17 protein-coding genes are annotated in these 14,540 nt (G+C 38.7%); 14 read left to right on the top strand and 3 right to left on the bottom strand.

Going from position 1 to position 14,540, the window contains the following annotated elements:
* Positions 1-37 precede the first annotated feature (37 nt).
* From CBG10_RS02150 to CBG10_RS02125, 6 genes are all read left to right on the top strand, one after another.
* Entirely contained in the window at positions 38-787 is a 750-nt protein-coding gene (locus tag CBG10_RS02150; protein ID WP_094502099.1) for a 2,3-bisphosphoglycerate-dependent phosphoglycerate mutase, read from the top strand.
* On the top strand, positions 762-1,628 hold the full coding sequence (locus CBG10_RS02145; protein WP_003666275.1) for an alpha/beta hydrolase: 867 nt from the start codon (positions 762-764) through the stop codon (positions 1,626-1,628). Before CBG10_RS02150 ends, CBG10_RS02145 begins: the two co-directional genes overlap by 26 nt.
* Positions 1,629-1,905: 277 nt before the next feature.
* Positions 1,906-3,048, top strand: a complete 1,143-nt coding sequence (locus tag CBG10_RS02140) for a trans-sulfuration enzyme family protein (RefSeq protein ID WP_003667321.1) — start codon at positions 1,906-1,908, stop codon at positions 3,046-3,048.
* Positions 3,049-3,074: 26 nt separating this feature from the next.
* Positions 3,075-3,776, top strand: coding sequence for an amino acid ABC transporter permease (locus CBG10_RS02135; protein ID WP_003667322.1), 702 nt, complete (start codon positions 3,075-3,077; stop codon positions 3,774-3,776).
* Between the two features lie 5 nt (positions 3,777-3,781).
* Positions 3,782-4,531: an amino acid ABC transporter ATP-binding protein gene (locus CBG10_RS02130; RefSeq protein WP_042746501.1), complete on the top strand. Its 750-nt coding sequence runs from the start codon at positions 3,782-3,784 to the stop codon at positions 4,529-4,531.
* A gap of 15 nt (positions 4,532-4,546) precedes the next feature.
* Positions 4,547-5,338, top strand: coding sequence for a transporter substrate-binding domain-containing protein (locus CBG10_RS02125; protein ID WP_019252231.1), 792 nt, complete (start codon positions 4,547-4,549; stop codon positions 5,336-5,338).
* Between the two features lie 106 nt (positions 5,339-5,444).
* Here the strand turns inward: CBG10_RS02125 and CBG10_RS02120 are convergent, their stop codons facing one another.
* Genes CBG10_RS02120 through CBG10_RS02110 form a run of 3 tightly spaced genes read right to left on the bottom strand, consistent with a single transcriptional unit; the run spans position 5,445 to position 7,805 of the window.
* Positions 5,445-6,785 (bottom strand): C1 family peptidase, encoded by a 1,341-nt coding sequence (locus tag CBG10_RS02120; protein ID WP_094511494.1) that lies wholly within the window; start codon positions 6,783-6,785, stop codon positions 5,445-5,447.
* Positions 6,786-6,813: 28 nt separating this feature from the next.
* A complete protein-coding gene (rpiA, locus tag CBG10_RS02115; protein WP_094502091.1) occupies positions 6,814-7,497 on the bottom strand; it encodes a ribose-5-phosphate isomerase RpiA in 684 nt (227 codons plus the stop codon).
* Between the two features lie 11 nt (positions 7,498-7,508).
* Entirely contained in the window at positions 7,509-7,805 is a 297-nt protein-coding gene (locus CBG10_RS02110) for a GNAT family N-acetyltransferase (RefSeq protein ID WP_179225356.1), read from the bottom strand.
* A 138-nt stretch (positions 7,806-7,943) separates the two neighbouring features.
* Between CBG10_RS02110 and CBG10_RS02105 the strand changes: the two genes are divergently transcribed.
* The 8 genes from CBG10_RS02105 (at position 7,944) to secE (ending at position 14,415) form a co-directional block, all read left to right on the top strand.
* Positions 7,944-8,480, top strand: a complete 537-nt coding sequence (locus CBG10_RS02105) for a dCTP deaminase/dUTPase family protein (protein WP_094511492.1) — start codon at positions 7,944-7,946, stop codon at positions 8,478-8,480.
* A gap of 25 nt (positions 8,481-8,505) precedes the next feature.
* On the top strand, positions 8,506-9,879 hold the full coding sequence (gene radA, locus CBG10_RS02100; RefSeq protein ID WP_094511490.1) for a DNA repair protein RadA: 1,374 nt from the start codon (positions 8,506-8,508) through the stop codon (positions 9,877-9,879).
* Between the two features lie 19 nt (positions 9,880-9,898).
* Positions 9,899-11,056 (top strand): PIN/TRAM domain-containing protein, encoded by a 1,158-nt coding sequence (locus tag CBG10_RS02095; RefSeq protein ID WP_094511488.1) that lies wholly within the window; start codon positions 9,899-9,901, stop codon positions 11,054-11,056.
* Between the two features lie 379 nt (positions 11,057-11,435).
* Positions 11,436-12,848 (top strand): cysteine--tRNA ligase, encoded by a 1,413-nt coding sequence (cysS, locus tag CBG10_RS02085; protein ID WP_094511487.1) that lies wholly within the window; start codon positions 11,436-11,438, stop codon positions 12,846-12,848.
* Positions 12,849-12,859: 11 nt separating this feature from the next.
* Entirely contained in the window at positions 12,860-13,273 is a 414-nt protein-coding gene (locus tag CBG10_RS02080; protein WP_094511485.1) for a Mini-ribonuclease 3, read from the top strand.
* Positions 13,263-14,012, top strand: coding sequence for a 23S rRNA (guanosine(2251)-2'-O)-methyltransferase RlmB (gene rlmB / locus CBG10_RS02075; protein WP_003666291.1), 750 nt, complete (start codon positions 13,263-13,265; stop codon positions 14,010-14,012). The genes CBG10_RS02080 and rlmB overlap by 11 nt, the downstream gene beginning before the upstream one ends.
* A 65-nt stretch (positions 14,013-14,077) precedes the next feature.
* Positions 14,078-14,227: a 50S ribosomal protein L33 gene (gene rpmG / locus CBG10_RS02070; RefSeq protein ID WP_094502079.1), complete on the top strand. Its 150-nt coding sequence runs from the start codon at positions 14,078-14,080 to the stop codon at positions 14,225-14,227.
* Between the two features lie 11 nt (positions 14,228-14,238).
* Entirely contained in the window at positions 14,239-14,415 is a 177-nt protein-coding gene (secE, locus tag CBG10_RS02065) for a preprotein translocase subunit SecE (RefSeq protein WP_003666294.1), read from the top strand.
* Positions 14,416-14,540: the final 125 nt, after the last annotated feature.

Here is a 14,540-nt window from a genome sequence, read left to right as displayed (position 1 = left end):
CCTTCTGCAGCTAGTTTAATTGTTAAGAACTAGTAAAATGCGCTATTATAAGATAGTGGCAAAGGGGAGTGAAAAAATGACAGAATTAGTAATTGTACGTCATGGGCAAAGTCAAGCTAACCGTGATAATATTTTTACTGGCTGGACTGATGTTCCGTTGACTCCTAAAGGAATTGAACAGGGTGAATTAGTCGGCAAGGAATTGCTAAGACTAGGTATCCAATTTAGTGATGCGTATACGTCCTACATGGAACGGGCAATCATGACAACTAATATTATCCTAGAAGAAATTAATCAGTTATATATTCCGGTTCATAAAACGTGGCGACTAAACGAACGTCATTATGGAGCATTGAGTGGTCGGAACAAAGATGAAGTGAAGAAAGAGATTGGTGCAGAACAGCTTCATAAATGGCGGCGTGGTTTTAAAGATTTACCACCACAATTAAAAGAGCGTCAGCATGATCGCCGCTATGATCGCTTAGGAGTTAAGATTCCGCTTAGTGAGAGTTTAGAAATGACGCTCCAACGACTCCTCCCATATTGGCAAGACCATATTGCGCCTCGTTTGATTGATGGACATAATCAGTTAATTGTTGCCCATGGTAGTTCTTTGCGGGCATTAATTAAATATTTAGATGGTATTTCAGATGACGATATTGATAAAGTGGAAGTTCCAAATGGCAAGCCAATTTTATATCGCTTTGATGATCATCTTAATGTCATTAAAAAGACTTTTATAACAATGGATGGTGAAATTGATGACAATACACGAATTAGCAAATAACCCAACGTTAAGCGGCCAAGTACGCTTGATTGAAAATATTGTTTATGGTGCGATGGATGGTGAGGCATTACATATGTCAATCTTAGCACCGTGGACGCAACGTTTCCCAAAACAATATCAAACTGAACCTCGGCCATTGATTGTCTTTGTTCAAGGAAGCTCGTGGCGAACACCAAAAATGGGAGAAGAAATTCCACAACTGGTTCAATTTGTTCAGGCCGGTTATATTGTAGCGACTGTTCAACACCGTAGTTCAATTGATGGTCACCCATTTCCTGCGTTTTTGCAAGATGTTAAGACAGCCATTCGTTTCTTACGGGCCAATGCGCAAAAATATGCAATTGATCCGCAACAGGTTGCAATTTGGGGTACTTCCTCTGGAGCCAATGCGGCAATGCTAGTCGGCTTAACGGGTGATGATCCGCGCTATAAAGTTGACCTTTATCAAGACGAATCGGATGCAGTAGATGCTGTGGTTAGTTGTTTTGCCCCAATGGATGTGGAAAAGACGTTTGAGTATGATGCTAATGTTCCAGGAAATAAGTTACTGCAATATTGCTTATTGGGGTCTGATGTATCAAAGTGGCCAGAAATTGAAAAGCAAATGAGTCCCCTATATCAAGTCAAAGATGGGCAAAACTATCCACCATTCTTATTGTTCCACGGAGATGCTGATAAAGTTGTTCCATATGAACAAATGGAAAAAATGTATATGCGGTTGAAGGATAATGGAAATTCTGTTGAAGCGTACCGGGTTAAGGGTGCGAACCATGAACGAGATTTCTGGAGTCCAACAATTTATAACATTGTGCAGAAGTTTCTTGACGATCAATTTAAATAAATTTTAGTAATTGTATTGACAACTTATTTTTTATAAGTTATGATTTTGACATACTAAGTTAGGAGGAACACGTCATGTTTAACAAACAATTAATTAACGCTACTGTTTGTTGTTGTGGATCGCGTCTTATGCGACCCACAGTTTGGCGTGCTTACTTTTAGTTGAGTAACTGCTAACGTAATCGGGAATAAATGCATAAGGCGCAAATTCAAGTGAGAAGCTCTTGAGTTTGCGCCTTTTTTGTATTCATTTTTGCATTCTAAAGGAGATAGATATTATGAAATTCAACACCCAATTAATTCATGGCGGTAATAGTGAGGATCCAACAACTGGTGCCGTTTCAACACCAATCTACCGTTCATCAACATTCCACCAACACGTTCTTGGCGGTGAACCTAAATGGGAATATTCTCGAACAGGAAATCCAACACGTGCATCTCTTGAAAAATTAATTGCAGAGCTTGAACATGGAACAGCTGGCTTTGCATTTGCTTCTGGATCTGCTGCTATTCATGCTACTTTTTCTTTATTCTCGCAAGGCGATCATTTTGTAGTTGGCAGCGATGTATACGGGGGAACATTCCGGTTAATCAATAAGGTATTAAAACGCTTTGGTCTTGAATTTACTGTTGTTGATATGCAAGACCTTGAGGCAGTAGAAAATGCAATTCAAGATAATACCGTTGCAGTTTACTTTGAAACACCAACTAATCCGCTCTTACAAATCGCTGATATTAAAGCAATTGCTGATATCGCAAAAAAGCATGGAATAAAGACAATTGTTGATAATACCTTTGCTACTCCTTATAACCAACAACCGTTAACTCTTGGGGCAGATATTGTTGTTCACTCCGCAACCAAATATTTAGGCGGCCATAGTGATGTTGTTGCCGGATTAGCAGTTACTAACGATGATGAGATTGCTGAACAATTAGCATTCCTGCAAAACTCAATCGGTAGTACGCTTGGTCCTGATGATAGTTGGCTATTACAACGGGGGATGAAAACTCTCGGTGCGCGGATGCGAGTTCACCAAGAAAATGCGAATGAAGTTATTAACTTCCTCCAAAATGATGACCACATTGGAAAAATTTATTATCCAGGCTTAAAAGATTTCCCTGGTCATGAGGTTGCAGCTAAGCAAATGCGGAACTTTGGAGCAATGATCTCCTTTGAACTTAAGGATGGATTAGATGCGAAGAAGTTTGTTGAAAGTCTACAATTGATTGATCTTGCCGAAAGCTTGGGGGGAATTGAAAGTTTGATTGAAGTTCCAGCTGTCATGACTCATGGATCTATTCCCCGGGAAATACGATTAGAAAACGGAATTAAAGATGAGTTGATTCGTCTTTCAGTGGGAATTGAGGACCCTGAAGATATTATTGCTGACTTGCAACAAGCACTTAAAAAATTAGATTAATTATAGAAGAAGGGAAATTGTGACTTATGTGGGAAATTATCAAAACATCTTTACCACAACTCTTAGCAGCGGGATTTAAATATACGATTCCGTTAGCGATTATTTCATTTTTCTTTGGACTGATTATTGCACTAGTAACAGCTTTAATTCGTCTCTCTCGTCAACGTGGCGCATTCATGATTCTTAAATGGATTGCTAGTTTTTATGTTTGGCTTTTTCGGTCAACACCGCTACTGGTTCAATTATTTATTGTATTCTTTGGACTGCCATATCTGAGAATTAAGGGAGTCCTGCCACATGGAATAAAATTAGAACCATTTACAGCCGGCATTATTACATTTTCGCTTAATACCGGTGCTTATGCTTCCGAAACAATTCGGGCAGCGATTAGTTCAGTTCCAACTGGGCAATGGGAAGCAGGTGCAGCTATCGGAATGACGCGGTTGCAAATCTTGTGGCGAATTATTTTACCGCAAGCCTTAAGAGTAGCTTTACCGCCTTTATCAAACAGTTTTATAAGTTTGGTAAAGGACACGTCATTAGCTGCTTCAATTACAATTATGGAAATGTTTGCCGTCAGTCAACAGATTGCGGCCGAAAACTATCAACCATTACTTATGTATACTTTAGTAGCAATGGTCTACGCGGTCTTTACGACAGTTTTATCTTATTTCCAAGGGTATCTTGAGCGGGTAGTAGACCGTCAAGTAAATGCAAATAATAGGTGAGAAAAATGAAATTAACAAATATTAATAAAAGTTTTGGTAATAAAAATGTCTTGAAAAATACCACGTTAGAGTTTCCTGCAGGTAAAACAACAGTAATGGTTGGTCCATCTGGATCGGGTAAATCAACAATTCTTCGCTCGCTTAACTTATTAGTAATGCCAGAGAGCGGCCAGTACGATTTTGATGATCATCATTTGGATTTCAGTCAAAAAGTAAGCAATAAAGATAAGTTGGCAATTCGTCAAGAAACAGGGATGGTTTTCCAAGACTACAATCTTTTTCCTAATAAAACTGTCCTTGGTAACATTATTGAAGGACCAACACAGGTTTTGAAACAGGCAAAAAAGGAAGCAATTGCAAACGCGCATAATTTACTTGCTAAAGTGGGCTTAGCAGATTACGGAGAAGCCTATCCGAATGAATTGTCTGGTGGACAGGCACAGCGGGTAGCGATTGCCCGGGCATTAGCAATGTCACCAAAGTATATCTTACTTGATGAACCGACTTCTGCCCTTGATCCAGAATTAGAGCTTAGTGTGTTGAAGGTTCTATTGCAATTAGCTGAAGAAAAACAATCAATGGTAATTGTTACTCATAACATGGTCTTTGCGAAACATGTTGCGGATAAGATTATTTTTGTGGAAAACGGCGAAATTTTATATGATGGTACTCCGGATGAGTTTTTTGCTCCAGATAATCCAAATAAACGAATTAAGAACTTTATCGCCTCGATGACAATGGAAAATTTAAAATAAAGGAAGTTTAGAATAATGAAATTTTGGAAGAAAGCACTATTAACAATTGCAGCCTTAACAGTCGGTACCTCTGCGGGAATTACAGGTGTCTCTGCTGCTTCATCAGCTGTTAATTCAGAATTAGTTCATAAGGGAGAATTGACAATTGGTCTTGAGGGAACTTACTCCCCGTATTCTTACCGTAAAAATAACAAATTAACTGGTTTTGAAGTAGACCTTGGTAAAGCAGTTGCTAAAAAGATGGGCTTAAAAGCTAACTTTGTACCAACTAAATGGGATTCGCTAATTGCCGGCCTTGGTTCAGGTAAGTTTGATGTAGTAATGAACAACATTACACAGACACCAGAACGAGCAAAGCAATATAATTTCTCTACGCCATATATCAAGTCACGGTTTGCATTAATTGTTCCTACTGATAGTAATATTAAGAGCTTGAAGGATATTAAGGGGAAGAAAATTATTGCTGGTACAGGAACTAATAATGCGAATGTGGTTAAAAAATATAAGGGTAACCTTACACCAAATGGCGATTTTGCTAGTTCCTTAGATATGATCAAGCAAGGTCGGGCTGCCGGAACCGTTAACTCGCGTGAAGCATGGTACGCTTACAGCAAGAAGAACAGTACTAAGGGTCTTAAGATGATTGATGTTTCTAGTGAACAAGATCCAGCCAAGATTTCAGCGCTTTTTAACAAGAAAGATACTGCTATTCAATCTTCCTACAATAAAGCGCTTAAGGAACTTCAACAAGATGGCACAGTTAAGAAGCTATCTGAAAAGTACTTCGGTGCAGATATTACTGAATAATAAAAAAGGTCTCCAACGTCTGTGTGTTACAGTGTTAGAGATCTTTTTTGAAAGCTATAAATAAAATATATTTATCACAGCTTTTTCACAAATTAATGTTAAATTATTATGCTAAAGTTCCCATTGGATCCCAAGGCTTAAGAACAACTGGGCTCTTAGCGTAATCATGTTTAAGATCTTCGCTAAGGTACTTCTTATTAATGACGACTTGGTAGCAGTACTTGTCCATCCAATCATCACTCATAACAAAGTAACCTTTATGGCCGACCTTGTTCCCCCATGAGTTTTCAACTTTCCACTTGGTTGGCTTACCATCGACAAGGTCAACACCAGTGATAACCATTGCGTGATCCATCATGCTTTCACCATAATCAAGTGCTTCAGCTTTGGTCATTTCAAGATCAACGTCAAATAGTTTGTCGTAGTCATAGGTGTTAAGGGCCATAATCCCAAGTTTAGTTTCTGAATATTTAATAACATCTGAACCAAACCAAACGCTTTCGCCATTCTTTAATTGTTCAATCGCAAGTTGCATAAATTCATCCATTGGCAGGTTTAAGTGCTTGATTTCGCGGCCGCCAACGACATTACCAAGCATGTCAATAGTGTAAGTTTGGTGGTACTTCTTATCAGCAGTTGGTGCTTGGATAATTGAGATATAGTCATCAAGGTTCCAGCCAACATACTTCTTAAAGAATTCTTGAGGAGTAAGGTTAGTATCGCGGTGGAATTCGTTGTCCTTCTTTGTCCGATATTCGAAGTCAAAGTGGCTAACCGGTTCACCAAACGTGTAAGCAAGCATTCGATAATTTTCGTTTAACATCTTACGGCGCGCTTCGTTAATTGCTTCTTCATTTGCATGATCTTCGTTAATCATTTTCCGCAAAATAACGGCATCATGACGAAGCTTATTGTTTAGGACTTCATCAATTCCCCGGGAGTTAGAAGAGTTAAATGATTCGGGCATTGCTGCTTTTGGCATAACCCCATATTTGCTGATAAGGGCACAAAGCATATCCCATTGCCCACCATCGTTTTGTGGCTCGTTCATTAACCAGGAAACTTTTCGGCTGTCGGTAGGCTTTTTAGCAGTCTTAATTACGTTTTGGTAGAAGTAATTGGATTTTTCAAACTTGTCCCAGAAGAACTGGTAAGCTTGTGAAAGTTCAAAATTATCAGGTAAGTTAAACTTTTGCTGCATATCATGACGCATTGTGTTGAGTGCCGCAAACATCCAACAACGACCGGATTGTTTTTGATCAGCAACGTTCCCGGTTTTGAGGTCAATGGAGAAATGAGGAGTATTATCAGCAATTGAATGCCAATTAAAGCTGGCATTCCGTACACCGTTTTTTGTAACAGTATTTTCTAAGACACTGCTATTAGGGTGATGACGGTAGTTTTTATGAAAACTAGCGATATCTTCTTTATTAATTGAAAAGCTCATTTGCAATATCTCCTTTGAATAGATTGAATTAACGAGCGTGCAATACCTTTGGACCTTCTGGAGTACCAACAATTACGTCGTTAACTCGATTTAAGAATAAACCAGTTTCGACAATCCCAACCATGTGGATCAATTCATCGGCTAAGGCCTTCGGATCGTCAATTTTGCCAAGGTGAAGGTCAATAATATAGTTATTTTCATCAGTACGGAACTTTTTATCTCCGTCCATCCGCCAAGTTGGCTTGTAGCCTTTCTTTTCAAGACGGTCAAAGACATGTTGGGAACCAAATGGGATTACTTCAATCGGAAGAGGGAAAGCACCAAGTTTGTGGACGAGTTTGCTTTCGTCGACAATCCACATTACTTTATTTGAAGCATTGGCAACGATCTTTTCCCAAAGGAGGGCACCACCGCCACCTTTGATACCTTGGAAGTCATCACTGATTTCATCGGCTCCGTCAATAGTTAAATCGATGTGGTCAACGTCATCAATATCTTTAATTGTAATTCCGAGGTCGCGTGCTTGCTTAGCAGTTCGGTTTGAAGTCGTTACACCGATGATATCTTTGATTTTACCTTCTTGGACTTGCTTACCAAGCTCATCAACCATATATTTAACGGTTGATCCAGTTCCAAGACCGACAATCATCCCAGATTTAATGTACTTAACTGATTCCTTACCTGTTTGTTCTTTTAATGCATTTTGATCCATTAATATTCCTCCTAATTAAAGCGATCTGCAACTGGCAATAGTTGCTGATATTCTGGATGTAGTTTGAATTGCGCTACCGCATATGGACACATGAGCTTGACAATGTATTGTTTTTTTGTTGCATAATCCACAAATTGACGTACTAGTTCAGCTGCAATTCCTTGCCCACGGTAAGTTGGTTGCACAAAAACGCGTTCAACGACAACGTGATCATTTGTATCTGGAACTTTTGGAAAACTGATCTCGCCAACTAAAGGTTCTTGATCGTCAAAAGCAATGATCCGCTGACCATCAATTCGATATTGCATATAAACACATCCTTTCATAATAATTTTCGATAAACTGCTTTTAAAAGTCAAGTTATCAAAGCGATACCATTAACTTATTATCTAGCATATAATAGTATACTGGAATTATTAAGAATAAAACACTATGAGGTGAACGTAATGAAACGTGGATTTAAGATTGTTTCTAGTAAGAAAGGCCAAGATATACATTTACCCCAACGGCAAACAACGCGGGCGGCCGGATATGATTTTGAGGCATCAGAAGATTTTATTCTGCCATCAATTTGGAAAGGCAATTTCTTGAAGGCACTATGGCAAATCCATCAACAAAAAAAGCTAACTGATGAAGAATTTAAGGCTGCTGATTCCTGCTTAAAGCCATACTTAGTACCCACCGGCATCAAAGCCTATATGCAACCTGATGAATTTCTTTTATTAGCTAACCGATCAAGTGGTCCTTTTAAACGCCGCTTAATTCTACCAAATGGAATCGGCATTGTGGATGCAGATTATTATGATAATGATAGTAATGAAGGTGAAATCTTCTTCCAACTTATTAACTATGGGCTGCGGGATTATCATATAAAAAAGGGAGAACGGATCGGTCAGGGAATTTTTATGCCATATTTAATCGTTGATGGTGAAGAACAACCAACCGCTAAACGGACTGGTGGATTTGGTTCAACAAAAGAATAAATAAACTTAGAGAGGAATTAAAGCAATGGCAAAAGTTCAAACACAATATGTTTGCCAAAACTGTGGTTATAACTCACCACGCTACTTAGGGCGGTGTCCAAACTGTGGTGAGTGGAATACTTTAGTAGAAGAACAGGTAGAAACCAGTTCAGCTCCAACGAAAAAAGCAACTACCACCTTAACTGGCTTAGTTGCCAAACCACAGAAAATTAATGAGATTGATAGTACAGAAACTCCTCGTGTTAAAACAAAATTGAACGAGTTAAATCGCGTATTAGGTGGTGGAATCGTTCCAGGATCGCTAATTCTAATTGGTGGGGATCCTGGAATCGGGAAATCAACCCTCCTTTTACAAGTTTCTGGACAATTAAGTGATGAGCATCACCGGGTTTTATATGTGTCTGGAGAAGAAAGTGGGACACAAATTAAAATGCGGGCGGAACGGTTGAAAGTTGCTGGGGATGACTTTTATGTGTATCCAGAAACGAACATGGATAGTATTCAGGATACTATTCGTGACCTTAAGCCAGAATATGTAGTTATTGACTCAGTACAAACAATGCAGGCGACTGATGTAAGTTCCGCAATTGGTAGTGTATCGCAAATTCGTGAAGTTACCGCCCAGTTAATGCAGATTGCTAAAAGTAATAACATTACAATTTTTGTCGTTGGTCATGTGACAAAGGGTGGTGCAATCGCCGGTCCCAAGATTTTAGAGCACATGGTTGATACGGTTTTGTATTTTGAAGGAGACCTGCACCATACTTATCGTATATTGCGATCAGTGAAAAATCGATTTGGTTCAACCAATGAGCTCGGTATTTTTGAGATGCATACAAATGGGCTGACAGAAGTAAAAAATCCATCAGAAATCTTTTTAGAGGAACGATTACATGATGCAACTGGTTCAGCGGTCGTTGTTTCATTAGAAGGAACGCGACCAATTTTGGTTGAAATTCAGGCACTGGTAACACCGACTGTTTATGGGAATGCACAGCGAACTGCTACCGGTTTGAACAGAAATCGAGTATCATTGATAATGGCAGTATTAGAGAAACGTGCTAACCTAATGCTTCAAAATCAAGATGCCTACTTAAAAGCAGCGGGGGGCGTTAAGTTAGATGAGCCAGCAATTGATTTAGCAATTGCAGTAAGTATTGCCTCCAGTTATCGGGATAAAGGAACCCAGCCAACTGATGCATTTGTCGGTGAAGTAGGTTTGACTGGGGAAATTCGCCGGGTAAACCGCATTGAACAGCGGGTTGCTGAAGCAGAAAAACTTGGCTTTAAACGAATATTTATTCCCAAAAATAATTTAAAAGGTTGGAAACCGTCAACTAATATTCAAGTAGTTGGGGTCTCAACCCTTAAAGAAGCGTTATATTTAGCGTTGGGGTAAAAAATAAATAATTGAAAGGATGAAGCAAATGCGGCGTAGAATGATTACTCTTATTTATATTCTAGTTGGCGCGGCAGTGGGATTTTACTATTTGCCATTATTGTGGGGGATTTTGAACATCGCTCTTAATCCGGCATTATTAGTATTTATCGACATTATTATTGGTGCACTTATTTTCTGGCTATTATCACTCCCATTGGTTAGCGGCACTGAAAAGTTTATTCAGCGAATTGAAAAAGAACTAACCAAGCATAGTCCCGTATACCTTTTCTTTGGGACTTTGCTAACGATTATTGGCTTAGTTTTAGCAGTTCTTATTTCCATTCCATTGTGGAGAACGAGGATTCCGGTAATTAATAATATTTTGCCGATCCTTCTAATGATTATTTTTAGTTATTTTGGTTTTCGAATTGGTACGACGCGGTTAGATGATTGGCGCAAAGCATTTACCCATGCCAAAAGTGGCAAAAATGATGGTGGCAATGTAATTGAACGTCAAGATGATAATTACCATCATTATAAAATTCTAGATACGAATATTCTGATTGATGGACGCATTTATGATCTAGTCAAAACGGGTTTTTTAGAAGGAACGTTACTGGTTCCTAACTTTGTTTTATATGAATTACAATATATTGCTGATTCTGGCGAAAGCATTAAGCGTGTTCGTGGACGCCGTGGCCTTGATATTTTAAATAAGTTACGGAAAGAAAAAATTGTTCCAATCGAAATGTATGATGAGGACTTTGAAGATATTCCAGAGGTTGATAGTAAATTAATTGCCCTCGCTAAAAAAGTCGATGGGGTAATTGTGACAAATGATTATAACCTTAATAAAGTAATTCAATTCCAAAATGTTCAAGTATTGAATATTAATAACTTGGCGAAATCATTGCGACCGCGAGTTATTCCGGGCGAAACAATGACGGTTGTTGTTGTGAAAAAAGGAACTGAACGACAACAGGGGGTTGCTTATCTTGATGATGGAACGATGGTGGTTGTTGAAGATGGGCGTTACTTTATGGATAAACAAATTGAAGTTGAAGTAACTAGTGCTCTTCAAACAGACGCCGGTCGAATGATCTTTGCACGTCCGCTCCATTCACAACGAGGAATTGACGAGCATACGGATACGGAACATAAAGAAAATCGGAATAATAAAGACAAGAAAAAATAATAAAGAATGGCTGCGAAGAGAAAGAGAGATTTCTACTTCCAGCTATTTTTTTAAACAAAAAAAGAAGCAGCTCGGGAAAAAGCTGCTTCTTAGGGAGTATTACGATAATCTTGGGGGAGATTTCGTAAAAAAGAAAATATTTTTTTCGGTTACTATTGGGAGGAGTAATTGAAAAATAATAGGTTTCATTGATGTAGTAAAGTTCATCTTTACTACGATATATATAATAACAGTAGAATGTGAAGAAAGTATGACCAAATGGTAAATAATTTTTTGGATGCAAATTAATACCATCAGAAATGCTATTCTAATACGGAATGTGGTAAGATTAACTGTACAAATTAATTCTTTATTAATGATTTTTAAGGAGCGGATAGACATGCTAACAATTTACAATACGTTAACAAGAAAAAAAGAAGAGTTTAAGCCATTGCATCCAGGCGTTGTTAACATGTATGTCTGTGGTCCGACGGTTTATAATTACATTCATATCGGAAATGCGCGCAGTGCGATCGCCTTTGATACAGTCCGGCGTTATCTTGAATTTAAGGGATATAAAGTAAATTACGTTTCAAACTTTACGGACGTTGACGATAAGATGATTAAGGCAGCAGCCGAGCAAGGGATTACTGTTCCACAATTAGCTGAGAAATATATCAATGCTTTTATGGAAGATACCGCGGCAATTAATATTGAACCAGCTACTCTTCATCCCCGGGCAACAGAAAACATTACCGAGATCATTAAGTTCGTTCAAGGCTTAATAGAAAAAGGATATGCCTACCCTAAAGATGGGGATGTTTATTATCGGGCACGAAAGTTTAAACGCTATGGACAACTTTCTGGACAATCACTTGATGATCTTGAAGTTGGGGCGAGTGAACATGTTAGTACAGATGAAGTTAATAAAAAGGAAGATCCGCTCGATTTTGCTTTATGGAAAGCAGCTAAGCCCGGCGAAATTAGTTGGGACTCACCGTGGGGAAAAGGTCGTCCAGGATGGCACATTGAATGCTCAGTGATGTCTACTAAGTACTTGGGCAAGACAATTGATATTCATGCGGGGGGACAAGACCTTGAATTCCCTCACCATGAAAATGAGATTGCCCAAAGTGAAGCAGAAACAGGTCAAAAGTTTGTTCGTTACTGGATGCATAATGGTTTTGTAACAATTGGAAAAGATAACGAGAAGATGAGTAAGTCTCTCCATAATTTCATTACTGTTCATGAAATTATCAAGGAAGTAGATCCGCAAGTTTTACGTTTCTTTATGGCAACTACTCAATATCGGCGTCCAATTCAATATAGTCAGGCCAATTTAACTGATGCGCAAAATAATCTTAACCATATTCAAACAGCCTTTGATAACTTGACTTATCGTGAACAAGATGCCGATGAAGGAGATGTTCAAGGAGTCACTGATCGTCTCGAACAATTCCATCACCAATTTATTACGGCGATGGATGATGATATCAATGTCCAAAATGGGATTGCCACAGTGTACGAATTAGTTAAGTATGCAAATGTTTATGCTCAACAAGATAATGTTAACCTAGGTGCCATTCACGCAATCAAAAAAGAGCTTGTTGAATTAATGAGTATTTTTGGCGTTAAGCTGGAAGCAAGTGACAATCAAATTAATGATGAAAAGATCAAGCAATTGATTGAAGAACGAAATGTAGCACGGAAGAATAAAGATTTTGCGCGAAGTGATGAAATCCGAGACAACCTTAAGAAACAAGGGATTATTCTTGAAGATACTCCCCAAGGAACACGTTATAAAAAGGAATAGAAAGGATCCTTATGGTACAAGTAGATTATCGACAACTTAATGGAATTGCTTTGGCTTATTTAGGGGATGCAGCTTATGAGGTTTACGTTCGTCAGCATCTTTTAACCAAGGGAATTAGCAAGCCAACGAAATTGCAGCATATTGCTACCCACTATGTTTCAGCAAAAGCACAGGCGGCTCTTATTGACCTGATGAAAAAAGACGAGTTATTGTCAGATGAAGAATGGTCGTATTTTAAGCGTGGCCGAAATGCTAACAGTCATACTCATGCTAAGAATACATTAGTTATGACTTATCGAATTTCCACCGGATTTGAAGCGGTGATGGGTTATCTCAAATTAGCTGGTAAAGAAGAGCGATTAGCTGAATTAGCGCAATGGTGTATTGAACAAGTAGAAGCGGGGCGAACAGCACATGAAAAATGAGAATACAGATTTTATTATTGGTCGGCATCCAGCTGTGATGGCACTAAAATCTGACCAAGAAATTAATAAAGTTTTTATTCAGTCGGGATTAAAGGCAGATGCTATTTCCCAGATTGTTAAATTAGCGAAGGAACGCCACTTAGTAGTATCGAATGTTCCTAAGAATAAATTGGACTTGATGACTGACCGGCAAAATCACCAGGGAGTTGTGTTAGCTGTCGCAGCATACCAGTATGCAACTATTGATGACCTTTTTGATAATGCGGCCAAGCATGGTGAAGATCCATTTTTTCTCATTCTTGATGAACTGGAAGATCCGCATAATTTAGGTTCAATCATGCGGACAGCTGATGCCGCTGGTGTTCATGGTATTATTATTCCACGCCGGCGAGCGGTAGGGTTGACTTCAGTGGTTGCCAAAACATCCACGGGAGCAATTGAACACGTACCAGTTGCCCGAGTAACAAACCTGGTTCAAACTGCTAAAGAATTGCAGGAACGAGGCGTTTGGCTGTTCGGTACTGATATGAAAGGAAAAGATTACCGAACATGGGATGCCCATGGTGCTGTTGCTTTAGTTATTGGTAATGAAGGTAAAGGAATTTCGTCCTTGCTAAAGAAAACTTGTGATGAAATGCTAACAATTCCAATGGTTGGGCATGTTCAAAGTTTAAATGCGAGTGTGGCAGCAAGTTTATTGATCTACCAAGGCTTCAACTCTCGTCATCCTTTAAAATAATTTTGATTTTATTGCTTTTAAACCTTGATTCGTGCTAACCTAAGTACTGTGTGGAGGTGATAAGTATGTCCCAGAAAAAAGTAGCGTTGGAATGTACAAAGTGCGGTGCGCGTAATTATACGATTACCGCTAACCCTCAACGACAAGAACGATTAGAATTACGTAAGTTCTGTAAACATTGCGGTGAGTATACTACTCATCGCGAAAGCAGATAGTGGAGGAAAATATGCACTTAATTCGATTTATTAAGAGTGTTAACCACGAAATGAAGCTAGTTGTATGGCCAACAGCTAAAGAGAATCGTCGTGATACGACTATTGTTGTTTCATTGACTCTGTTCTTCGTACTATTCTTTGCTCTGTTTGATTGGTTAATTCAATTAATGATGAAACTCTTTGTTTAGTTAGTGTAAGATTTTCATAGGTTGGATGAATAATTCATCTGGTCGTGGAAATCTTTTTTGTAGACCAATTTACTTATTTACAAAAAAAGAAAAGACCGGTAGCCTTTAGTGTGTCGAATACTAAG

It is taken from the genome of Limosilactobacillus reuteri, assembly GCF_002254085.1.
In the GTDB taxonomy this organism is placed as follows: domain Bacteria; phylum Bacillota; class Bacilli; order Lactobacillales; family Lactobacillaceae; genus Limosilactobacillus; species Limosilactobacillus reuteri_K.
This window is presented reverse-complemented; position numbering and strand designations above follow the sequence as displayed.

Excerpts from the sequence above, each read along its gene's own strand:
- CBG10_RS02095 (WP_094511488.1), top strand. The coding sequence starts at position 9,899 with ATGAAGCAAATGCGGCGTAGAATGATTACTCTTATTTATATTCTAGTT.
- CBG10_RS02140 (WP_003667321.1), top strand. The coding sequence starts at position 1,906 with ATGAAATTCAACACCCAATTAATTCATGGCGGTAATAGTGAGGATCCA.
- rlmB (WP_003666291.1), top strand. The coding sequence starts at position 13,263 with ATGAAAAATGAGAATACAGATTTTATTATTGGTCGGCATCCAGCTGTG.
- CBG10_RS02105 (WP_094511492.1), top strand. The coding sequence starts at position 7,944 with ATGAAACGTGGATTTAAGATTGTTTCTAGTAAGAAAGGCCAAGATATA.
- CBG10_RS02110 (WP_179225356.1), bottom strand. The coding sequence starts at position 7,805 with ATGCAATATCGAATTGATGGTCAGCGGATCATTGCTTTTGACGATCAA.
- CBG10_RS02150 (WP_094502099.1), top strand. The coding sequence starts at position 38 with ATGCGCTATTATAAGATAGTGGCAAAGGGGAGTGAAAAAATGACAGAA.
- CBG10_RS02130 (WP_042746501.1), top strand. The coding sequence starts at position 3,782 with ATGAAATTAACAAATATTAATAAAAGTTTTGGTAATAAAAATGTCTTG.
- CBG10_RS02145 (WP_003666275.1), top strand. The coding sequence starts at position 762 with ATGACAATACACGAATTAGCAAATAACCCAACGTTAAGCGGCCAAGTA.
- CBG10_RS02135 (WP_003667322.1), top strand. The coding sequence starts at position 3,075 with ATGTGGGAAATTATCAAAACATCTTTACCACAACTCTTAGCAGCGGGA.
- radA (WP_094511490.1), top strand. The coding sequence starts at position 8,506 with ATGGCAAAAGTTCAAACACAATATGTTTGCCAAAACTGTGGTTATAAC.
- rpmG (WP_094502079.1), top strand. The coding sequence starts at position 14,078 with ATGTCCCAGAAAAAAGTAGCGTTGGAATGTACAAAGTGCGGTGCGCGT.
- secE (WP_003666294.1), top strand. The coding sequence starts at position 14,239 with ATGCACTTAATTCGATTTATTAAGAGTGTTAACCACGAAATGAAGCTA.
- CBG10_RS02125 (WP_019252231.1), top strand. The coding sequence starts at position 4,547 with ATGAAATTTTGGAAGAAAGCACTATTAACAATTGCAGCCTTAACAGTC.
- CBG10_RS02120 (WP_094511494.1), bottom strand. The coding sequence starts at position 6,785 with ATGAGCTTTTCAATTAATAAAGAAGATATCGCTAGTTTTCATAAAAAC.
- CBG10_RS02080 (WP_094511485.1), top strand. The coding sequence starts at position 12,860 with ATGGTACAAGTAGATTATCGACAACTTAATGGAATTGCTTTGGCTTAT.
- cysS (WP_094511487.1), top strand. The coding sequence starts at position 11,436 with ATGCTAACAATTTACAATACGTTAACAAGAAAAAAAGAAGAGTTTAAG.
- rpiA (WP_094502091.1), bottom strand. The coding sequence starts at position 7,497 with ATGGATCAAAATGCATTAAAAGAACAAACAGGTAAGGAATCAGTTAAG.